The 22209-nt window shown below is 46.9% G+C and carries 25 protein-coding genes; 8 read left to right on the top strand and 17 right to left on the bottom strand.

The window, feature by feature from the left end; translation table 11 throughout:
- Positions 1 to 9: 9 nt before the first annotated feature.
- From LX69_RS09220 to LX69_RS09190, 7 genes are all read right to left on the bottom strand, one after another.
- Entirely contained in the window at positions 10 to 528 is a 519-nt protein-coding gene (locus tag LX69_RS09220; protein ID WP_111445739.1) for a nitroreductase family protein, read from the bottom strand.
- A 67-nt stretch (positions 529 to 595) separates the two neighbouring features.
- A complete protein-coding gene (locus tag LX69_RS09215) occupies positions 596 to 2095 on the bottom strand; it encodes a phytoene desaturase family protein (protein WP_111445738.1) in 1500 nt (499 codons plus the stop codon).
- A gap of 108 nt (positions 2096 to 2203) precedes the next feature.
- Positions 2204 to 2803 carry a tetratricopeptide repeat protein gene (locus tag LX69_RS09210; protein WP_146260699.1) on the bottom strand — a complete coding sequence of 200 codons (600 nt, stop codon included), beginning with the start codon at positions 2801 to 2803 and terminating at the stop codon, positions 2204 to 2206.
- Positions 2804 to 2910: 107 nt separating this feature from the next.
- Positions 2911 to 4002, bottom strand: a complete 1092-nt coding sequence (locus LX69_RS09205) for a glycosyltransferase family 2 protein (protein WP_170124315.1) — start codon at positions 4000 to 4002, stop codon at positions 2911 to 2913.
- A complete protein-coding gene (locus LX69_RS09200) occupies positions 3999 to 4622 on the bottom strand; it encodes a lysophospholipid acyltransferase family protein (protein WP_111445735.1) in 624 nt (207 codons plus the stop codon). Before LX69_RS09200 ends, LX69_RS09205 begins: the two co-directional genes overlap by 4 nt.
- Positions 4619 to 5290 (bottom strand): carotenoid biosynthesis protein, encoded by a 672-nt coding sequence (locus LX69_RS09195; RefSeq protein WP_111445734.1) that lies wholly within the window; start codon positions 5288 to 5290, stop codon positions 4619 to 4621. The genes LX69_RS09200 and LX69_RS09195 overlap by 4 nt, the downstream gene beginning before the upstream one ends.
- A gap of 62 nt (positions 5291 to 5352) precedes the next feature.
- Positions 5353 to 6192, bottom strand: coding sequence for a phytoene/squalene synthase family protein (locus LX69_RS09190; protein ID WP_111445733.1), 840 nt, complete (start codon positions 6190 to 6192; stop codon positions 5353 to 5355).
- A gap of 207 nt (positions 6193 to 6399) precedes the next feature.
- On the opposite strand from LX69_RS09190, the gene LX69_RS17770 reads away from it, so the two are divergent.
- Both LX69_RS17770 and LX69_RS09180 read left to right on the top strand, forming a co-directional pair.
- A complete protein-coding gene (locus LX69_RS17770; protein ID WP_221621325.1) occupies positions 6400 to 7158 on the top strand; it encodes a YdcF family protein in 759 nt (252 codons plus the stop codon).
- Between the two features lie 189 nt (positions 7159 to 7347).
- Positions 7348 to 7593, top strand: a complete 246-nt coding sequence (locus tag LX69_RS09180; RefSeq protein ID WP_111445731.1) for a hypothetical protein — start codon at positions 7348 to 7350, stop codon at positions 7591 to 7593.
- 163 nt (positions 7594 to 7756) lie between these two features.
- Here the strand turns inward: LX69_RS09180 and LX69_RS09175 are convergent, their stop codons facing one another.
- A complete protein-coding gene (locus LX69_RS09175) occupies positions 7757 to 8005 on the bottom strand; it encodes a hypothetical protein (RefSeq protein ID WP_245934985.1) in 249 nt (82 codons plus the stop codon).
- Between the two features lie 86 nt (positions 8006 to 8091).
- Positions 8092 to 8397, bottom strand: a complete 306-nt coding sequence (gene trxA, locus LX69_RS09170; protein ID WP_111445730.1) for a thioredoxin — start codon at positions 8395 to 8397, stop codon at positions 8092 to 8094.
- A 462-nt stretch (positions 8398 to 8859) separates the two neighbouring features.
- On the opposite strand from trxA, the gene LX69_RS09160 reads away from it, so the two are divergent.
- Positions 8860 to 9555 carry a Crp/Fnr family transcriptional regulator gene (locus tag LX69_RS09160; protein WP_111445728.1) on the top strand — a complete coding sequence of 232 codons (696 nt, stop codon included), beginning with the start codon at positions 8860 to 8862 and terminating at the stop codon, positions 9553 to 9555.
- Here LX69_RS09160 and LX69_RS09155 read toward each other — a convergent pair.
- A complete protein-coding gene (locus tag LX69_RS09155) occupies positions 9552 to 10091 on the bottom strand; it encodes a methylated-DNA--[protein]-cysteine S-methyltransferase (RefSeq protein ID WP_221621324.1) in 540 nt (179 codons plus the stop codon). The two genes, LX69_RS09160 and LX69_RS09155, sit on opposite strands and share 4 nt — an antisense overlap.
- 170 nt (positions 10092 to 10261) lie before the next feature.
- On the opposite strand from LX69_RS09155, the gene LX69_RS09150 reads away from it, so the two are divergent.
- Together LX69_RS09150 and LX69_RS09145 are read left to right on the top strand one after the other, a co-directional pair.
- Positions 10262 to 11077 (top strand): hypothetical protein, encoded by an 816-nt coding sequence (locus LX69_RS09150; RefSeq protein ID WP_146260697.1) that lies wholly within the window; start codon positions 10262 to 10264, stop codon positions 11075 to 11077.
- Between the two features lie 19 nt (positions 11078 to 11096).
- Positions 11097 to 11336 carry a hypothetical protein gene (locus tag LX69_RS09145; RefSeq protein ID WP_146260696.1) on the top strand — a complete coding sequence of 80 codons (240 nt, stop codon included), beginning with the start codon at positions 11097 to 11099 and terminating at the stop codon, positions 11334 to 11336.
- A 46-nt stretch (positions 11337 to 11382) separates the two neighbouring features.
- On the opposite strand, the gene LX69_RS09140 is transcribed toward LX69_RS09145, so the two are convergent.
- From LX69_RS09140 to LX69_RS09130, 3 genes are all read right to left on the bottom strand, one after another.
- Positions 11383 to 12057: an SOS response-associated peptidase gene (locus LX69_RS09140; RefSeq protein ID WP_111445721.1), complete on the bottom strand. Its 675-nt coding sequence runs from the start codon at positions 12055 to 12057 to the stop codon at positions 11383 to 11385.
- Positions 12058 to 12194: 137 nt separating this feature from the next.
- Positions 12195 to 13454, bottom strand: a complete 1260-nt coding sequence (locus tag LX69_RS09135; protein WP_111445719.1) for a Y-family DNA polymerase — start codon at positions 13452 to 13454, stop codon at positions 12195 to 12197.
- Complete coding sequence (locus LX69_RS09130) at positions 13451 to 13921, bottom strand: LexA family protein (protein ID WP_221621323.1); 471 nt, start codon at positions 13919 to 13921, stop codon at positions 13451 to 13453. Before LX69_RS09130 ends, LX69_RS09135 begins: the two co-directional genes overlap by 4 nt.
- A gap of 243 nt (positions 13922 to 14164) precedes the next feature.
- On the opposite strand from LX69_RS09130, the gene LX69_RS09125 reads away from it, so the two are divergent.
- The gene (locus LX69_RS09125) at positions 14165 to 15118 is read left to right on the top strand and encodes a calcium/sodium antiporter (protein ID WP_111445717.1); all 954 of its coding nucleotides are present in this window, start codon (positions 14165 to 14167) and stop codon (positions 15116 to 15118) included.
- Between the two features lie 33 nt (positions 15119 to 15151).
- Here the strand turns inward: LX69_RS09125 and LX69_RS09120 are convergent, their stop codons facing one another.
- The 4 genes from LX69_RS09120 to LX69_RS09105 all read right to left on the bottom strand — a co-directional run bounded on the left by LX69_RS09120 (position 15152) and on the right by LX69_RS09105 (position 18625).
- Positions 15152 to 15415, bottom strand: a complete 264-nt coding sequence (locus LX69_RS09120) for a hypothetical protein (protein WP_111445715.1) — start codon at positions 15413 to 15415, stop codon at positions 15152 to 15154.
- Positions 15416 to 15887: 472 nt separating this feature from the next.
- Complete coding sequence (locus LX69_RS09115) at positions 15888 to 17591, bottom strand: RluA family pseudouridine synthase (RefSeq protein WP_111445713.1); 1704 nt, start codon at positions 17589 to 17591, stop codon at positions 15888 to 15890.
- A gap of 114 nt (positions 17592 to 17705) precedes the next feature.
- Positions 17706 to 18179, bottom strand: a complete 474-nt coding sequence (locus LX69_RS09110; RefSeq protein WP_111445711.1) for a hypothetical protein — start codon at positions 18177 to 18179, stop codon at positions 17706 to 17708.
- Between the two features lie 107 nt (positions 18180 to 18286).
- Positions 18287 to 18625: a hypothetical protein gene (locus tag LX69_RS09105; RefSeq protein WP_111445709.1), complete on the bottom strand. Its 339-nt coding sequence runs from the start codon at positions 18623 to 18625 to the stop codon at positions 18287 to 18289.
- A 474-nt stretch (positions 18626 to 19099) separates the two neighbouring features.
- On the opposite strand from LX69_RS09105, the gene LX69_RS09100 reads away from it, so the two are divergent.
- Positions 19100 to 20308 (top strand): IgGFc-binding protein, encoded by a 1209-nt coding sequence (locus LX69_RS09100; protein WP_111445708.1) that lies wholly within the window; start codon positions 19100 to 19102, stop codon positions 20306 to 20308.
- Between the two features lie 51 nt (positions 20309 to 20359).
- Positions 20360 to 22209: hypothetical protein (locus LX69_RS17765; protein WP_170124313.1), on the top strand; the 1850-nt coding region annotated here is incomplete at its 3' end.

Raw genomic sequence — 22209 nt, 5'->3', positions numbered from 1 at the left:
ACGAGAAAATCACTTAAATGAATTACGGAAAACCACTTCATCAAAAGGTTTACGTTTTTTGACGGGCTGCCCATCCACGTCCGGGTAACCGATGGGCAACAACACCATGGCTTCCCAAGCAGCAGGCAACGAAAGAGCGTCATGGACCAATTGTGCGTTGAAATGACACACCCAGCAGGTTCCCAACCCTAAATCGGCAGCCATTAACGTCATGTGATCCACGGCAATGGCCACATCAATGTCGCAATGATCCTTACCGTCGTATGAACGACGCCACGACTGGTCATGGTTGCCACACACGGCAATCACCTGACGTGTTTTGGCAAACCACTCGCGCGGATAAGCAGCGTGTATTTTCGCCAACACCTCCGGCGCATCAATCACCACAAAAGCCCAGGGCTGATTGTTACAAGCCGAAGGCGCCAACCTGCCGGCCTCCAGAACCTGATGCAATAACACATCGGGCACCATGGCCGGTTTAAACGAACGAACCGAAAAACGCTCGGTCACCAATTGTTGAAAATTCATATCTCTATCCTATCAATTTCGATCCCAAATCATAACCAACACGCCCTATTCGAGGAACAAAGTTCATTCACCTCACTTTATCAGCAGCAAATTTTCGTCGTAAAGCCACCACGCGCTGCGTGACCAATTTAGAACTAATCACAGCCATTGGCAAGCCGGCGCCCGGCACGGTTGATGCCCCGACATAAAATAGGTTTTTGAACTTTTCGTCAACATTATGGGGTCTGAAAGCCCCAATCTGCATCAGGTTATGCGCCAACCCCAGGCCACTGCCACGATACAAATTAAAGTGTTTTTCCCATTCCTGTGGAGTAAAAACAGTACGAGAAACAATTTCAGGCTTAATATCAACCCCTACCCGCTGTGAAAAATCATCAATAATGCTATCCACAATGGCATCACGGTCGCTCCAATCGGCCTTGTAACGCAAGTCGGGCACAGGGCACACAAAGAACAAGCTTTCACAGCCTTGCGGGGCACAATCAGGGTTGTGCTTTGACAAAACATTCACATAATAATAGGGCTTTTGCAACGTCCCGGGATTCTTATAAATATCACGAGCATAATCGTAAAAATTATCGCCCAAATAATAGTTGTGATGATGCACATTGGGTAATTGACGCTTGATGCCCAGGTAAATGGTGAGATAGCCCATGGTCCACTGCATTATATCGAGCTTACGGGGCGAGAAAGCCTTGCGTTCCAACACCTTTCCTCGAAAAAATGCGGCATCGGCATTGACCACAAACATATCGGCACGCCAAAAATGGTTGTGCAGATCGACCAGTGCGGTCACTTTGCCATCGCGCGATTCAACAGCAGAAATCTCAGTATTATAGTTGATGGAAACGCCGCGTCGTGCCAATTCGTCCACCAATCCCTCTACAATTTTGTACATTCCACCTTCCACATTGTAATAACCATCGTGACGGAATTCGGTGTACGACAATAGCGTGTAGACCGCAGAGGTATCAAAAGGAGTTCGCCCCAGGAAAAAAGCCACCAGGGAAATGATTTGTCGGGCACGCTCCGAATCGAAATAGCGATTCACCTGGTCATGAAACTTACGGAATAACACCGGCAAATGGCGAGGGTTGACACGAGCCAGCGTAGTGAGATAATGAACCAGCGAATTAAAATTCTGTTTGATCACCAAATCAACGGTGTCGTGAAACAAGCCACCGCATTTGGCCAAATAACGCTCCATTTTGGCTTCGAAATCAGGCTCCTCCTGTTCGAACTGCTCAGCCAAACGAGCAATATCCTTGTATAAAAAATACGTTTGGTCACTGCCCCTGAAATTGACAGAATACAAGGGATCAAGTTCGCGAAATGAAAATGGCAACTGCAAATTACATTCACGGGCAAACTCATGAAATTCATACGACATACTAAAAAAGCTCGGACCGGTATCAAACGTGAAACCATCCTTTTGAATGCGATTCAAACGTCCGCCAGCCTGATAAAACTTCTCAACAATTTGAACTTTATAGCCCAGTGTTGACAGTCGAAGAGCAGTGGCCAGACCGCCCATTCCGGCGCCAACAATAATTACAGAAGGATTCATTGGTTAAAATTATTTCGATAAATGACTTACAAACATTTAATACAAATAGATAAGCAGATGACCACAACGTCATCATCAAATAAAAACACATCATAAAAAAATACCAACTCACTGAGGTGCAATCCTTTTCAACAATTCAGGATAGAGCTTTTCTTTCACCCACCAGAATTGCGGCTCCACGAACATGGCTTTCTCGTAATAACGACGCGCCTGTGCCAAATTGTTCATCTCGTCATACACCCGTCCGATGGTGACCAACAAATTGAGGTAATTCCAATCGCCGGCAATAAAGTCATTCGATTCGTAAATCTGCTCAGAACGAACATACAGGGAAAGCGCCTGAGTTTTGGAGCCCCCAAAAATCTCGGGCATATAATACAACACATGGGCATACTGCATGGTTGCAAACCAATTCAGACTGTCCATCGCAAGAGCCTTTTTGACCGATGTAATGCTTCGGGGGCCATAAAAAGGAGCCTTATAGTTGCTTAAACCAATGGCAAAGCCATAAAAAGCCGACCGATAAGCCGATGTCATCGAAGGGTAGACATTTTGCGCCTCTAACTTTTCGAGTAACTCCCAGGCATCGTCCAGATATTGAGAAGCCTCATCGGTGCGCATTTTCCCAATGGCCCAGCCAATATAACCATAATAATAGTTGAGCAACTCCATTTTATCATCGATCGACAGAGAAGACGACGCTGCCATCCGAACCATTGTTTGTTGCCACATAACCATATCGTTACGAACATACGCACGATAAATGATCTCTTTATGACTGCCCGATAAGAGCAGAGGAAACCACCAAATCAAGATCAAGCATATACATTTCGACCTTTCCATAACAATTGTTTTTTGACCCGATTGCGTAACGCATGCCACATGATGATGACCATGGCCATTTGCTGCGAAGTCATCCAACGCGGATGCATCACCACCATTTGACGGCTCCCCAATGCAACTCCGGCACGCGTTAACCACCACACCATAAAATAACTAGCGGTAAGAATCAAACTTCCCTGAATGGCAATAAAAGCAAACCCAAAGGTTGTCAACACGCAATAAAGTAAAGCCGGCAATAACAAACCACCAAAAAACTCAAAAATATTTTTTGAAAACCCCTCCTTAGCGTCCTTCCAACCACCATACATACGGCACATTACGCGGGCATCGCCCATAAGACAAGCAACGCTCACGCCCAATGATTTATAATAACGGGCAATGGCAATGTCCTCCACCCGATGATGCCGAACAGTGCGGTGAGGCTGCAGATATGCATAAACCCGAGCATCGAAAAACATCAGCTGACCATTGGCTGCTGCCAAAGCCGAAAACCCGGAACGGCGCACCAATGGCAAGGGCAACAAAGTCAACAAGATGATATACATCAAAGGCACCGCAATTTTCTCACCCCGGGTTCGCATCACCTGATGAGGAAACAGGGAAACCAATCCCAATTCATGTCGGGAAGCATAACCAACCAAACTGCCAATAATGTTGCCCGTGAGCACCACGTCGGCATCGAGAAACAACAACCAACGGCCGCTTGCCTGGGTTGAAAGTTGATGACAGGCATGATTCTTTCCCATCCACCCTTCCGGTAAATGATCCCCGGGGAGCAATCTCACACGCTTGTCGCGTCGCTCATACGATTGCACAATGGCAGCAGTGGCATCAGTGCTTTGGTCATCATACACCAACACCTCGATGTTTGCTTGGCGGAGTCGCAACAAGGAATCCAGCAACCGTCCGATATTGGCCTGTTCATTACGAGCCGGAATCAACACCGACACCAGTTCATCGGTCATCACCGGCGCCCCCAAGCGTGCGCCAAACAACACGTTCACCCAAGCAACAAGCATCAATAACATCATCAAAGCCAAAATAATCAAGGATAGTATGGTCATGATGGTTGACAATTGATTTGACGTGTAAGACATTCATCATAAAAGCAGCGATAATCCGACTCAATATGGTCAATGCAATTCATTTGAAGGGCATAATTTTTCACATAAATGGTCAACAGCGGCTTGGGAGAATCGGCATAATCAAACAAATTCACCACAAAAAGCATCTGCACAGGTTCTGACAAATGCCTGATGATTTGCGCCAACCCTTTTTGAAACCTGATATGAGCATCGTAACTGCTCCGCATTTGCCCCTGCGGGAAAACCAACACCATGTTGCCATGATTGGAAAGCAAAGAAGCAGCATAACGCAGCGTCTCAATCACGCGACGATGTCCGGGATTGACCGAAAAACCACCCGCGAACCGAAAAAACCAAAACCGACGCAACTGACGTTCGAGCATCATAAAATGGAACCGACGTCCATAATTGTGTAAATTCAAATAGTTAATCCAAAATCCGTCCCACCACCCCACATGATTAGCAACCACTAACAAAGGCAAACCGCTATCGTGCGATTCGCCGACAATGCGCACCGAATAAAAATGACGCTTAACCTGCCAGCAGGTGTAGAAATCGAAAAAAGGTTTGATGAGCCAATGATGGCGAGCCGTTATCATGATAATCCAATGATTTGAGCGATCCACAACCCGAAGAAAAACAGCATTTGAGACAACAACACCACCCGTGCCAACGGATGGAAACGCACCATTCGCATGCCATGCACCAACGCTTGAAAAAATAATGCAATGCCAAACCAGGCCACATAATTTTGCAGGGGGATGGCGTCGTTATGCCAAACCCACATATCGAGCAACGGTGCTGAAGGCTCCAATAACACATCGTAAAATAACATGCCCAGCGCTGCCAAAAACACCTTCACAAAAATGGGGATTCGAAAAGACTGCAAAACCGCGGACCAACAAAATGTGAGCATCAACCAGTTAAGGCCAATCATTAACGGAGTGCCCCACAACTTGAGACCCAAGGCAGGGCCGTAAACGTAACTGCCAAACACCAATCCGGTGTTGACACCAACCATTTCAACGGCAAAACCGGCCAGCATTATCACAACATACACCAGGCCATGGCGCGCAGTAAACCCATCGCCATAAAAACGAACCAGCAATAAAACATTAAAGAGCAACGCCCAACGTGTCAACCATAAAAACAAGGAATGGCTAAAAGGCATTAAAAAACCGATGAGACCAACCAGATAAAATATAAACAAGAAACGCTTGACCTCATCCACACGAAAAGAAAGAAGCCACGACACCAAACGTTGCATAAATACAATTGATTAAAATCCGATAAACGACGACACACGTAAAATCCAAACGAAGCAAATGGCTATACCCAGCCCAGGCGACATCCCACATAAGCCTGCACAAACAAAGCCAGCTTGCGGTGATCGCTCACGCGCACACGTTGCCGGGCAATGCGCGGTGCCGGCGTCCGTTTAAGTTTACCCAACAACTGCTTAAAGTAGAGATAAGCTACAAACACAGCCACCCTCGCGGATCCCGGAAGGTGACGAATTCCGGCGCGAGCCTCACGAAAATCAGCCTCCATATCGGCTATCAACTGTTGCTTAATTGTCTCCGAAAACTGTTGATCTCTCAACTCAGGGAAATAACAACGTTGCAATTGTTCGCTGTCCGCTTTCAGGTCGCGCAAAAAATTCACCTTTTGAAAGGCAGCCCCCAGTTTTCGAGCCGGTTGCTCCAGCGACTCATAAAGATGATCGTCGCCATTGACAAACACCCGCAAGCACATGAGTCCCACTACTTCAGCCGAACCATAGATGTAATCGGAGGTTTCGGACTGTGTGTGGTAAACTTTTTTAACCAAATCGGCACGCATGCTTTGCATAAAAGCACGAATGTGAGCATCGGGAATGCGATAACGATCAACGGTTTGCACAAAAGCATGAATGACAGGGTTGATGCTCATGCCCATGTGGCGAGCTTCGCTTAAATCACGCTCCAACAACGCAAAAAGGTGCTCCTGGTCACAATCGTGAAACGAATCGACAATTTCATCAGCCAGGCGCACAAAGCCATAAATGGCATGAACAGCCTGACGCATAGACGGAGCCAACATACGAACGGCGACAGAAAAAGAAGTGGAGTAAGCACGGGTCACACTTTCACTGACCCGAAACGAAAGAGATTGGTAAAGAGCATCCATAAAAAACGGTTTAGGTTATCGCACAGAAAAATAAGCATATTTATCACAAGAAACAACACGTTCCCAACAATCGCAACATCCATGTCACAAAGCCTGCATGCAAAGATTCACTCACTGCAACAACCATTCGAAAGCAATTGTTGCCACACATTCAAACAAAAGAAAAGCATTATCTTCACCCATATTCATTCACACAAACGGACGTTTATGTTTTTTATCCTCTCAAAACTACTTGCATTTCTTATTTCGCCGTTCAACCTGTCCACCATTTTCATCATTACAAGCCTGATATTCAAACAATATCGAAAGACAATAATGACCTATGGGCTATCAATTCTAATGTTATTCAGCAATCCATTTCTATTTCGCTGCGCCATTCAAGCATGGGAAGAAGCCCCTCAACCCCTTCCAACCGACTTACAGACTTGCCGCAATGTGGTGGTGCTGGGAGGCATGAGTTCACACCACGCCCCAAGCAACCGCATCCGCTTTGCGCAAAGTGCCGACCGGCTGATGCAGGCCATTGAAATGGTAAAAACCAACCAAAGCCAACACCTCATCATCACAGGCGGTTCGGCTAACATCATGTTAAAACAGCGACCCGAGGCTGCTGCCTTATACGATTTCTTAAAAAATAATTGGCTTGCAGACAGCTTAATACTCATCGACACCCTTTCGCGCAACACACACGAAAATGCCCTCCACACGTCACACCTGTTTGACGATTTAAAACTTAAAAAAGAGATCGTACTGGTCACCTCGGCCTGGCACATGCCGCGCGCCAAGAGGTGTTTCGAAAAAGAAGGATTTCGGGTCGTACCGGTGGGAGCCGACTTCCTCAGCCCACTCGAAAAAGTCACGCCGGGCGACATCCTAATTCCCTCGGCCGGCATCCTCCAAAACTGGGATTTACTCATGAAAGAATGGTTGGGAATGGCCGTTTACAAACTAAAAGGCTACATCTGAAGTCGAGCAAACGCACACAACGGTTCGCAAATCCCAAACACGGAAAAGATTAGTTTAAACACTCATTATCAACCCAAAGAAAATTAAATATTAACTTTTTTTAAGAAACCATTTCACCAAAATGCAAGCTATTTGTTTAATTTCGCAACCCAAATAATCAAACAAAAACAAACGACCTACACCCATAAGATGGAAACTACTTGCAAAAACTACGAAAAATGCCCCATCTACAATGGCATTTTAAAAGACAAAGCCACCACAGCATCCAACTATAGACGCAAATATTGCGATGCCGGTCATGAAGGATGGAACAGCTGCAAACGCTATTTGGTAAAAGAGAAAACCGGCTTTTGCCCTCCGGACATCCTCCCCAACACCTTTCGATCGATTGACGAAATCATTCACGAAATGGAAATGATGCAAAAACTTTCGTAATGGATCAAAAAAAAGACGCAAAGCAACCCAATCAAGGTTCACATTGCGTCTTTTTATATTTGAAAAGCATCAAATACTGACTCATAAGAAGATTATTCAGTATTAAAACAGAGATCGCGCCAAATAAAATCGCTCATATTTAACCACTTCACCCAATAGATACTCATCCACAGCGCCCTGATGTACACGGACTGTTGACAATGAAATAACCAAACAATCCACCACCAATAACCGACGCATAGGGATTGGACGTTAGCGGGCAACTACCGCCCGCACAACCTACAAAATAATAATACAAATAACCAGCCACAGCGCCGACCACCACGCCAATAAAGGGGCGCAAGAAATAACGGGATTGAATAAAGGCTTTAAATGTCTTTGGTTTAGGAGGCAAATTACATTGATTATCCATGATATACTTTATTTACAAACATCTATTAAAACGTTGATTTATACATTAACAACATCAGTGCACAGCGGCAATGAGGTGCAAATCATTTACGATGCCATCACTCGCTGCAGCACCCCTTTAAGCTGAGGTTTGGAGTGCACGCCCGATTGCTGATAACGCACCTGCCCACTTTGAAAAACCATCAAAGTAGGCACTCCCTGAACCCGATAACGGGATGCCAGATCGGGATTTTGATCCACATCAATTTTGATAATGCGCACCTGCTCGCCCATTTCAGAAGCCAACTCGTTCAATATTGGCGCTTGTGCTTTGCAAGGGCCACACCATGTGGCAAAAAAATCGACCACTACAGGCCGTGTATCATTGATAATATTTTGAAAATTCCCTTTCATGATTCATTCATTTTTATGGTTGTTCTGACATTTATTATCCAACCATGAAGTCATGGTTGAGATATGTGCAAAAATAACCCCGGAGTCATTCCCAATCAACACATAAGCCATCGACGACAACAAGAAAAAAATTGAGATTGCACAACCGATCCATAGGGATTCATCAACCCACTGACACCACAACACCGTGTAATGCCCCGAAATAGATTCCCACATGCACCACGAGACATCAAAAAAAACAGTAAAATTGTGATGCAAACCACATCAATTATCGACCAGTACCAATCATCTAAAGCCCTGCTTGGGGGGATGAGGGAATAAAATCATAAAAAACAAGAAACGAGCCATGAATAAGCCTTACTCACACAGAAGGATGATTATTGGCAAGTTCCACCATATCAACAAGAAGGACAAAACCATCAAGTCCCCCTTTGGGGGATTAGGGGGCTTAATTATAATCACATGAAAACCATCACCGCCGACCAACCGGAATTTATTTGCAACATCAGCGCCCCCTGCTTTCAAATGCTCACCCCCGAGGAGATGGAACTGGTAAAAGCCAGCAAAACACAGGTACTGTTTCGAAAGGGTGACACACTGACCAAACAAGGCGCCTTTGCCTCGTACATTTTATTCATCGTGGATGGCCTGTCGCGCCAATACATCGAGGGCGAGAGTGGGCGCACGCTCAACTTACGAATTATCCAGCCCGGCGAATTCATTGGTCTCTCGCATGTTTTTGCAGCCCCGGTGTACAATTACTCATCGATGGCCATTACCGAGTGCCGTGCATTTTTAATCGACAAGGCAGCCATCGCCAATGTTTCCCAACAAAACGGGACGTTTGCCTTTCACATCATCAAACGCTATTGTCTTCAAAATGCCAATTTATACCACACCTTGCAGCAATCGGCTTTTAAACAGATGAACGGACGCATGGCCGACACCCTGCTTTACATCGACACCCTCAAAACAACCCACCCGGACATCTTCCAGTATTTTTCGAGAAAAGACATTGCTGATTTTACGGGCATCACCACCGAAAGCGCCGTTAAACTACTCAAGAGTTTTGAAAAAGACGGCCTTATCATCCTCAATGAAAAGGACATCATCCTCACCAATCGGCCAATGCTGGAAGAAATCAGCAAACGAGGTTAAAGGCTCAACCAAATTCCCGGATGGAGGTTTTGTTTTTCAACCTCCAACAGCTGTTTTTTACGCTCCTGCCCCCAACGATAATTACCCACACCGCCCAATTGGGGCACCACTCGATGGCAGGGAACAAACAACGCCAAGGGATTAGCCCCCACGGCAGTTCCCACCGCTCTGACAGCTTTGGGATGCCCCACACGGACAGCAATTTCACCATAAGTAACCACTTTCCCCGAGGGAATATCCAACAATGCCTTCCAAACCGCAAACTGAAAGGGCGTCGCAGTAACCTCTAATCGCAAATCCACAAGTGATCCCTTCGAATGAAAACACAACAAAGCCAAATGCAAAACAGGATTGTATTGCTCCACCAAAGAACATCCGGGAAAACGACTGAATAAATTATCCATGGCAAGGCCATCGTCAAATGCGGCATAACAAAGGCCGGTAGGAGAAGCCGCCAACAATAAACGCCCCAGTCCAGTCGATTGCCAGCAAAAAACCAGCTCTTTATTTACAAACGAGACATTAAATAGCTGCATCATCAATCAATTGAAATCACACATCACAAACGCATTATGAATATCAAACACGTCACAAAGAAAACCACAACCAACAATAAGTGTAAATTACACAAATAAAGCATTACCATTTCAAAAAAAATCCATAATTTAAGCACTCTAAAGAAGAAGCATAAAAGAAAAACCTAACTATGTTACCACCAATGATTACTTCAAAAAATTTGGGATGGACAGCGGCAATTCTCATCCCCCTTAACCTACTCCTTTTTTTAATACTGCCCGATGGAAGCCTCAGCATGAGGTACGTGAGCGACTTTATGCCAATATTAACATCATTGATAGCATGTTACTGTCTGTTCCTTGCCTTTAAAAGCTTTAAGACATTCGATCACACCAAGCTATCGTGGATGCTCATTCTCATCGGCACCATCCTGAATATGCTGGCAGAAAGCACCTATGCCTTTCTCGAGATTTATGCGCACATCGACATGAGTGAGTCGTTCCCCACACTGGCAGATGTTTTTTGGTGCAATGCTTATTTGCCCCTTGTATCGGGCATGTGGGTGCTTTACTGGGCCTACAAAAAAAGTGGCTTCCCCATGGGTAACACCAAGCTATACTGGCTCTTTGCAACCCTTTTCTCTATTGTAATCAGTTGCGTCATCCTATATCTGCTGATTCCGGTAATGCAAGACGATGAAACAACGCTTATTGCCAAAATCTTCTATCTGTTTTATCCCGTGGCCGATTTGTTCTTGGTTATCCCCGCCGTTATTCTCATGTACATCACCTCCCTGTTTGGAACAGCCATCCTGTCAAAACCCCTTCGGTTTCTCACCATCGGATTTATTTTTATGACGGTGGCCGATTTAATCTATTCAGTTCTCGACTGGCAAGACCTTTATTCAAACGGGAACTATACAGACCTGTTATGGAATGCAGGTTATTTGGCGATTGGCATCGCGGCTTTACGCCAAAAGGAGTTAATCGAATCGTTTAAGATTTAAATTGAGAAGAACTACAACCATGAGACAATATAAAAACCCCTTGGCACAAAAAATACACGAAATCATGCTTCCCCTGGTTGGGGAATTCATGGCCGGCGGCGTGCTAAAAACCCAGTCGAAAAACATCGGCATCAGTGAAGATGACATCAAACCTGAACACATTCCATCGCTGGCCGAAGCCATCAAAAAAGGACTCACCCTGTTTTTAGGGTCCGATGTGGCCAACAAAGTGTGCGATCAGATAAAGATGATTAAATAGCATTAAAACACACAATTAAAAGCAAACCACACCTTCATCCGAAGCATCAAAACAACGACTGCATACCCCCATCCCACCGTTTTGACAAATCGGGCGAAGGATGTTGAGGACGAAAGGGCTTTACAGGCCAAGCTTCTAAAAGAGCATCATCGAGAGGATTGGTGAGTTCAACAATATCGGAATCAGATATGTCAGGGGCCAGCCATTTCTGCTCCATGGCTAAGGGGAGTATCACCGGCATCCGTTTTTGGGTGTTGTGAATACCTGCCATAGTATCATTCGCATCGGTGGTGAGAATGGCAAACGACGCCAACACCTGCCCTGAAGAGTCATCCTGCCACACATCATAAATACCTGCAAACGAGAAGTCATGAGCATTACGCAACCGGACAAACCAGGGTTGTTTGGTACTGCCGACATGCTGCCACTCAAAAAAACCGGTAGCAGGCACCAGGCAATGTTGCGTAACCATGGCATGACGAAAAGCCGGTTTCTCGTGAGCCGTTTCGCGCCGGGCGTTGAGATGTGATGTCGACAAATCGAACTGCGGCGATGCTGCCGGCACCAATCCCCAATGCATCATCACAGCACCATCGCGCCTGACCACCGGCAGCAAGGGATGACGAAACCCATTCACCAAATCGACGATGCCCATCAAAGGCTCTTTTGCCCGAGCAGCATGACGCTGCGCCAAATGACTCAGTTGATAATAAAAACACATTTCAACATCGTTTTATAAAGAATGGGAATTAAGGGTTGGGAATTTTATTCACAACATAAGGCAAATAAACAATCATCTGCAAGCAAAAACGCGCATCATGCGAAACACATAGAAACACACTTCAAACGAAAATGCCTCTATTTACCTATGTCCAATAAGTCCCCCCAATCGGTGGTGTACTTTTTACTGATGCGCTCCTGCTTGAGTTTCCAACTGCGTCCAGTGCCTTGTGCCGCCAACTTTACCGTACCTGTGCCATAGCTGTTATTGAGCTTATCCACCACTTCAAACAGACGATTTCCTTTGACGATATCTAACGGATCGAATAAATTGAGCTGTACCTGGTTTTGAGGAACCAACTGTAATACCACCACCCCTGCCTTTTTGTACTGATACCCATCGCGAAAAATTGACTCAAGCAATGCAGCGGCATACTTGGCTAACACCGAACTATTGTTCGTAGGCGTGGGTAAATCGACAACCTTGTTACGCATGTATTGCGGCAAATCAGTACGAAAGCCGTTGGTATGAATAAAAACCATCAACTGCATCGCGCACGACCTTTGTCGGCGTAACTTGGCAGCACAACTCACAGCATGATTGACCACAGCCTCTTTCACATCATCGAGCGAGGTGAGCATGGTTCCAAAACTACGGGTGGTGGCAATGCTTTTTTTAGCAGGGGGCAGCCCTTCAAAAGTAAAACAACGTTGCCCCTCGAGCTCGTTCTTGATGCGCAACCCCACCACCGTGAAATGCTTGCGCACGTATGCATCGCTTAAATTCACAAAATCCCAGGCTTTAAACACCTGCATTTGAGCCATCCGCTTGGAGTACTGTCGCCCTAATCCCCACACATCCTCAATGGGCAGCCATCGAAGCACTTTTTCACGCTGCTGCTCGTTTTCGATGACAAAAACGTTATTGAGTTGCGGGAATTTTTTGGCAATTCGGTTAGCCGCCTTGGCCAATGTTTTGGTCGGAGCAAAACCAATGCTGACAGGGATGCCCACCCACTTCATCACCGTTTGTCGAATCTGAAGACCAAGCTCTTCGGGTGAAGAGGTCACACCATCGAAACAAAGAAACGCTTCGTCGATGGAGTAAATTTCCATATCGGGCGCAAACTGTGACAACACATTCATGACGCGGCTGCTGATATCTCCATAAAGGGTATAGTTGGATGAAAACACCTGCACGTCGTGCTCGCGAATCAGCTTGATGCACTCATGCGCCGGCGCTCCCATGGGAATGCCCAACGCCTTGGACTCATTGGAACGGGCAATCACACACCCGTCGTTATTTGACAACACCACGATGGGTTTCGTCTTGAGATCGGGACGGAAAAGACGTTCACAGCTGGCATAAAAGTTATTGCAATCGACCAGAGCGATCATACCTTTTTGATAACGTAACTAACAATTCCCCACACAATAAAATCATTATCTGCAGTCACGCGGATGGGTTCAAAATCATCATTGGCAGGCAGCAACCAGCACACATCCTTTTCAATACGGATGCGCTTGACGGTAAATTCACCATCGACATAACACACGGCAATTTTACCGGAGACAGGTTCGAGGCTACGATCAATGACCAGCACATCACCTTCATCGAGGCCGGCGTGTATCATAGATTTGCCCCGCACACGGGCATAAAAAGTGGCATCGGGATTTCGAACCAGTTCACGATTCAAATCTAACCGAAGCTCCATATAATCGCCTGCCGGCGATGGAAATCCGGCTCTAACCTCCCCCAGCAGCGGCACGTTGAGATCGGACTCCTCCTCGGGCATAAAAAACTCGAGATTGGGAGTCAGAACAATGCGTTTGTAAATCCCCAATGGGAAGTCGGGAGTGTTCATAATCGAGGGGGTATTATTTTCATCACAAAAATACGAAATAATCGGCGCGAAGGCGAAAGCACTTTTGCCTGTCAATCTAAAGATGGGAAAAGTGCTGGAGACAGAAAGAGCATACAAAACCTAATAGCTCCAAAAGTAAAGTCGCCAAGCAACATCGACCCAACACAAAAAAAAGAAAAAAACAAAATGCAGACCTTGCATCTCAATAGAAGGATTTATATTTGCCGAAAACGTCAAAAAAAAATGCTTTACACCCTTTTGCTCATTGCCGGATTTGCGGCTCTGATATATGGCGCCCACCTGATGATTGAAAGCGCCTCGTCGCTGGCTCGACGCATGAACATCCCCAACATAGTCATCGGACTAACGATTGTGGCCTTTGGCACATCGGCACCCGAATTGATTGTCAACGTCTTCGCGGCTGTCAACAAAAATCCTGAAATGGTCATGGGCAACGTCACCGGGAGCAACATCTTTAACATACTTGCCATACTGGGCATCGCAGCCTTATACAACCCATTGATGGTGAACCGTCAAACCACCTGGATTGAGATTCCATTGGCACTATTGGCGGCAGTGGTGATGCTGGTGATGGCCAGTGATGTATTTCTCGACCAAAGTGCCACAATGGTCATATCACGCTCCGAAGGCATTGTTTTACTGATGTTTTTTATGATATTTCTGGCTTACAACATTTCACTGTCCGTCAAAGGGGGCAACGAAGACGAAGTGCCATCAAAAGATTATACCATTGCCAAAGCGCTGATGTTTTTGGCGCTGGGATTAGGATTGCTCATTGCCGGAGGACGCGCCATTGTGTACTCCGCCGTTGAGCTGGCACGTCTGGCGGGAATGTCGGAACGGGTCATCGCCATCACCATCGTTTCCATAGGAACTTCACTACCCGAGCTGGCCGCCTCGGTGGTGGCTGCACGAAAGGGGAATGTGGATTTGGCCATTGGCAACGTAGTGGGATCGTGCATTTTCAACACATTCCTGATCTTGGGAGCATCGGCCACCATTTTTCCGGTATCGATCACACCAGCAGCGAACCTCGACCTGATGATAAACATTGTGGCATCCATCCTTCTGTTCGCATTTCTATTTACCGGCAAGGGTCGACAAATTGATCGATGGGAAGGGCTGGTTTTCCTGTCGTTGTATGTGGGATACATCAGCTGGCTGTTGATGGCATAACCGGAGCACGAGAGCAGACGGCAAACCATCCACTCATTTAGAAGCCGGTTTGTCGGGCACATGCGAATATTTCCACATGAGCATGTCGTGGGCATGCGCACGCAACTCTTTGGCCATTTCCATCAAGGCAGTGTTGTGGGTAATTTCAGCTTCCTGTTCAAGGAATTCACAATATTTCTTGAGGGTCAACGAGGCGAATTTATCCTGAGCTCGCAGTAAAAAAACGGGTTCATCGTCAGGAATTTTTCCATCGACATCAATAATCCTTCGGTTATAATCTTCGCGGGTAAATTTCATTTTTTTAGTTTTATGAGCCCATCCCGGAGGGTAAACTTTTATTGCAGCCCCCTAAATCCCCCCAAGGGAGCCTTTTAATGACACGCCTGTACTCTTGCTCTTTCATGCTTAGCAACCCTCCTGCGTTTCCACTTTCGTTGCTCGGTAAAGCGACGTTGTCGATTCGTCAGTATGTTTCTTACTCAGACACATTTGCACTTCTTCACTCAAGCCCTTTGCAACGTTGCTACCATTCATCCTAAAAAAACATTTGCACAACGGAGCCATTCGTCCTTAAATTCATGTCAACCATAATACCAATCGCCATGGGACGAATCAGATCAACCGCCATCATTTTTATCATGACCACGTCACTCTCGCTCGTCATAGTGCAATGTGCCAAGGAATCAAAAGCGACAAAAACAGAAAGCCAGCCAACGGCTTTGCCACATGAGAGCCTCACGTTCACGCCAACCACATACTTGAATAGACATTAAAAATCGGGCGGGGCAAAAAACTTCATTGCACTACCGCTGACCGGATGCACCAACTCGAGTGTTTCGGCGTGTAAATGAAGCCGATTGGCCGGCTGACCATACAAATCGTCACCCACAATGGGACAATTGAGCCCCAGGGAATGAGCCGCGTGCATGCGCAACTGATGGGTGCGGCCGGTTAGCGGAAAAAAATGTACCCGGGTGGTTTTCTCCCCGCGCCCGATAACGCGCCAATGGGTGACCGATGGTTTGCCATGTTCAAAACAAACCAGCTGCCGCGGACGATCATCCAAATCGACCCGCAAGGGCAGTTGCACCACGCCACGTTCTTCCGGCACCACGCCATCGAGCAGCGCCACGTACCGTTTTCGGATCAGATGGTTCTGAAACTGGTTTTGCAAATGATGATAGGCCTGCATGTTTTTAGCGATAACGATGAGCCCTGAAGTGGACATATCGAGCCGATGCACCATCAATGGTCCATCGGCTTGAGGGTACCGATTACGCACAAATGTGAACACCGATGGCGCCTCTGTCTTGCCGGGAACAGACAGATATTCGGCCGGTTTGTTGACCACAGCCATCACATCATCGTCATAAATTATCTGCGGTTCAACACCCACAAGTGCCGTTGCCAGCACCGGATTAGGATCGACCGACAACCCTTGCAGCATGTGCCCCAAAATGGGTTTACACTTGCTGTTGCACGAAGGATAAAAATGGCCGTGACGCCGAACTTCGGAAGCCGGAGATTGCCCCCACCAGAATTCAGCCATGGTCACCGGCTGTAATCCATGTAAATACGCATATTGCAATAACTTAGGGGCAGCACAGTCACCGGCACCCGCCGGCGGCACCTGCAATTCGGTGGCACTGAAGATATCGCGCAAATTGCGACGCTGCCCCCTTGCATCGAGAAAAGCATAGCAGTCGAACATTTGCTGCTGAAGCGCAGCCGAGCGGGTCTTTCGTTCGTCCTTTAAGTCCTGTATTTTATTAAGATAAGCATCGAGAAGTTGACGGTTTTGATCGACTTGCTCGTCACGCCGTCTGAGCATCACCTTAAGGTCATATTGCCATTTCAAGCTTTCGTTCTTCAAACGGGCTTTGAGATCATCCAAAGATTCCGATGAACAGTTGCCCTGAGCCACTTCGCGTTGAGCGTCGCGTAACTTCTTAGCTTGTTTCATTGCCTGCCGGTAATCAGCCAATTGGGCATCCAACTGTAAAACCAATTGTTGGTGCTGCTCTTTCAAGCGCGCAAGGTCGAAGGAGGATTCCAGACATTTGATTTGATGGTTTATCTCAGAAATCAACGCCTCCCCCCGGCGATAAAATCCGGTTTCGTCGAGCAAGTCGACCACAGGAGGCACAAAACCCGGCAAATGGTTGGTTCCAGCCAATTTGCCTGAAAAAGCGGCCAGATATCCCAAATCTCCATGCCGGTCGCGCACCACCAACACGCCAAACATCTTTCCAATATTGGAGCCATTAACGCGCTGATGAATGCCAAAATCATGCACCCAAGAGGATTGTAAAAGAAGGTGCTGCTGGACTTCATCGGCAGCCATCACCGCCAACGAATGAGGCACATAATGAAAGGGATAGTTGAAACGATCAGGTAGCGCAATCTCATTCACATCTGCTTTAAAACGATGCAAATAACCTTCCTGTTCAAATAACGATGCCTGATTAACCATATATTTTCACCGGCCAGCAAATGAAATGACCGCACCGCAAAAGTACAAAAAAAGAGCCATGGCTCTCGCGTCCCAAGGGAAACGACAACCATGGCTTACTCAATCCCACCATCATCAAGCCGTGTGATCAGCCTTAATACAAGGCAACAACTGCGCCTTGAGGGTTTGTGCCTTGCCAACAGCTTCGGCTCCGGAATTTAACCCATCGGTGTAGGCATGAAAAAGTTGCAGACGCCACTCACGACCACGAGATAAAAGCACCAGCTCCAATTCACCAACAGACGAATCGGATTGCGACATTTTCTTTTCAACCACTTTAATCTGTTCGAACGCCTCAAGCGCGATAGCCTCCATGGTCATCGCCCCCTCGCGCCAGTTGCCCACCAGCAGGGTGTGCCGAAGGGCATCAACCGCCACCGCCAAACGGGTTGAAAACACAAGCACCTCAGATGCCATAAACCCTTTGACTATGGCACTATCGGTCAGTTGTTGCACCATTTTGCGCTGACCACCTTTTGCACTTCGAAGCATAAAATAGATTGGCAGCCCAATTAACAGAACCACCACGAGAATATTAATCAATGTCATTGTTTCAATCTTTTTTAGATAAATGAATTACGCGTAAAAACACGGATGACACCAAGCGCACCATCCGAAAAGCAAACAACCCAGGTCGTTTGACGAAACAATCATCATCACCAAAAAGAATGAAAAGGAAACAACAATCTGAAATGGGCTTGCATCAACACCCATGACAAACGGGGAAACATAGCGTCCTTAAAAGTTACGCCGATGCGCCACCCATCATATTGAAGCATGGCGCAAAAAACCCAAAACAGGGGAACAACCGATGCAGAAGGCACCACAAGACGCACCGATGTACCGGGTTCACCCGACAATGCCAACCACCCGGAAGGTGTTTCAATGGACTGCGTCTCGGATGTGGCCATGATCTCCCGCTGATGCACATCAGCTCCGGCACTTGTCATCAACAAGAACCACCCGACACACAAAAAACGAAACAACATTAACATACCGACTTTATTTCCGGGCGCAAAGATAATCATTCCACACCGCCGCATACCATCAAACGACAGAGAACACACAACCAAGCCACCCCTCATCTTCAGCCAGGATGGAAATAGCAATCATTGCCAATAGAAAGAAGAAATTCTCAATTGCAGGCATTTCAAATTAGATCACATCAACAGAATAATCCACTTAACCTTTCAACCATTATTCTGTAAATTTTACAAAGAAAAACGAAACCCATCTGCGCCTCAATATAAAAAAGAGCCCACTTTATTTTTTTTGACGAAACGTCATTTTTCTTACACCAACAGACAACCAACGTTTTGCACTAAACACATATTAACATAAATACATTCATAAGATAATGCAGGAAATCGAAAGTGAAACCTCACCCAAAAGCTACCGTTAAAGATATTTAACCTCACGAGCAATCTGCCATCCGAACCTTGCCCTCCAACTGAAAAACCAACTGCACCATGTCAGCCAGTCATCCACTCTCCCGTTGGACTCGCCTTCTATACAAAGCCATTTGCATTATCGCCCTCCTCACCGGGTTAAACCAACATGTGGCACAATCGCAAACCGACACCGAATTTTGGTTTGTGGCACCCGACATTTCATCATCGGTGGGTGATGAACCCATCGCATTGCGTTTTACAGCCTTCGATGAACCTGCCACCGTCACCATCAGCATGCCGGCACAAGCAGGATTCACACCATTCACAGTCAACATTCCCGCCAACACCCAATTAACTGTCCGCTCAGACGACCCGGCCTATTCAGCTTTATTCAACACAGCAAAAGTTGAAAACAAACCAATCAACACAATTAATAACAAAGGGCTTCTGATCACCGCTACATCACCCATCACCACCTATTACGAAGCCCTAAACCCCGGCAACCCTGAAGCCTTTATTCTTAAAGGAGACAATGCGTTGGGAACCCGATTCATTGTGCCATCACAGGACGAATTCAACAACGATGACACCGTGGGCAACCCCAAACCCTACGAGCAGGTCAATATTGTGGCCACTGAAGACAACACCACCGTCACTATCACCGTCCCTGCCAACAAAAGCCTGGCAGGACATGCGGCAGGCTCCACCATCACACTCACCCTCAACAAAGGTGAGACTTACAGCGTGCAATCGACCAGTCAGGACGATGCCATCAACCTGGCCGGCATCGAAATCAATGCAGACAAGGACATTGCAGTGACCATCTCAGACGACTCCATCAAACAATCGGGAGGTGCAGCCAAAGTGCAGCCACGCGACCTCATTGGCGACCAACTTATCCCGGTCACCACACTGGGAACCGAATATATTGCCATACGCACCGGAACATCGCCCCCCGATTTCGACCGCATCTTTATTGTCACCACCGAAGACGACACGGAATTTGAGATTTTCGGACAATACAAAGGATTGCTGGGCACCAACCAGCAATTCTCGTTCCCGGTTACCAACCAAACAGGTGACATTTACATCAAAACAAACAAGCCTATTTACGTCTACCAAATATCGGGTCTCCAACAACAAAACAGGAATGATTTCGGGAGTGCCATACTGCCACACATTGCCTGTACCGGCTCCCGAACCATCAGCTTCACCCGCAATTTCTCGAGCACCTTTAACCTGCAACTGATGGTGAAAGGCAAAGACCGAGACAACTTCACCCTATAAGACAAAAACGGCGCCACCATCAACTTTACAACAGGCATCACATGGCGTGAAGTGCCGACCGGCATCACCGTTCCGTTAGAGAAATGGTACGTGGCCAGCATCGACATGTCGGCCATCCTGTCGCAATATCAGGTCTACACCATGACCAACAGCACCGGACTGTTTCACATGAGCGTGGTCAACCTCACGGAATGGTCGCACGACAAGCAACACACCGGACTCAACTTTGGGTATTTTTCGTCGTACAGCAATGTCAAAATTGTTGGCCCCACCCTGGAATGCAATGGCAACATGATTCACTTGGAGACCAAGAGCCCACAACTCTCCTACATCTGGCGATCGCAATCAACAGGTGATGAAATCCTCTCCACACAGCCCTACATCGACATCAACCGCACTGATCGTTTCTATCTGACCTCATTAACACCCAATGGCTGTTCTGCGACCGACTCTATTGATGTGGAATTTATACTGCCTGAAATCAACTTTCCCGAGAGCATCAACCTCTGCCCGGGTGAATTGTACACCCTACAGGCACCCACCACACATGCCGATTACCAATGGAGCACCGGCGCCACAGGCACCTCACTTGATTTAAGCGGCATTGCCGACTCGCAGTCACAAATATGGCTCGAGGTTACCGATGATCTGGGCTGCACCAACCGCGACACTGTCGATATCATTGGTTATCCGGGCGCCGAGGTCAACCTGACCATCGGCTCAGAACCATTGATTCCCGGCACGGCCATCAATGTATGCATGGGCGACACCATTTTCAACACCACCCCCATGGCTCATTACCGATGGGAGCTTGACGGACAGGTTATTCAATCGGACGCCAACTATCTGATCCCCCAACAAGGTGGCATCTACAAGCTAACCGCTTGGAGTCCCGACAGCTGCAACACCACCATCGACATCAACATCACCGTCAGCCCATTGCCTGAATTCGACATCCCTGACATCATAGGATGTCCTAACACATCACAGGTCATACAGGGACCGGCCAATGCCGTTTCATTTTTGTGGCAAGATGGAAGTACCACATCCAGCTACAACGCCACACAACCCGATACTTACTGGCTGAAAATCACGGACGACAAAGGATGCTCAGCCATGGACACCATTATCTATTCATGGCATCCACAATCAATCATTGACATCACTTACGACACCGGCATATTTGGTACAGCCAATCCTGACAGCATCTATTTCTGTCCTGAAAACCCCATCATCCTCAACGCCCAGGATACATACAACAATTACCTATGGAGTACCGGAGAAACCAACACCAGTACTATTTCGGTTTTGGTGCCCTCCAATCAAACACAGATCGTATGGGTGCAAGCAAATGACCAGAACAATTGCATCATCACTGACACGGTCACATTAATCACGTATGAAAGCCCGATGATCGACCTGAGCAACGCGCCATCATCCATCTGCCTGGGCGACACCATATTTAACACCACCAACAACGCCAAAACTCAATGGGAAATTGTAGGACAACCCATTGATCCCACCCAAACCAACAACTACTTCATTCCAACAAACACAGGCACTTACGACATCCGACTAACCGTATGGAACACCGAAAATTGCGGGACAATCCAAACAAAAACCATTACCGTCAACCCATTACCCGACATTAACTTATCAAACAGCACCATTTGCGCCAACACACCAACCAACATCATCGCTCCGGCAGGAATGGCTAACTATTTATGGCATGATGGGACAACAAACCAACAATACACAGCCACCGAAGAAGGCGAAGCATGGGTATCCATCACCGACATCAACGGATGTATCAATTCAGACACAGCTACCATTTCGTGGTTTCCCCAGCCGGTAGTCGATTTAAGCATCTACTCACCCATTGTGGGAGCAGACATTCAGCC

The organism is Breznakibacter xylanolyticus (assembly GCF_003254275.1).
In the GTDB taxonomy this organism is placed as follows: Bacteria; Bacteroidota; Bacteroidia; order Bacteroidales; family Marinilabiliaceae; genus Breznakibacter; species Breznakibacter xylanolyticus.
This window is presented reverse-complemented; position numbering and strand designations above follow the sequence as displayed.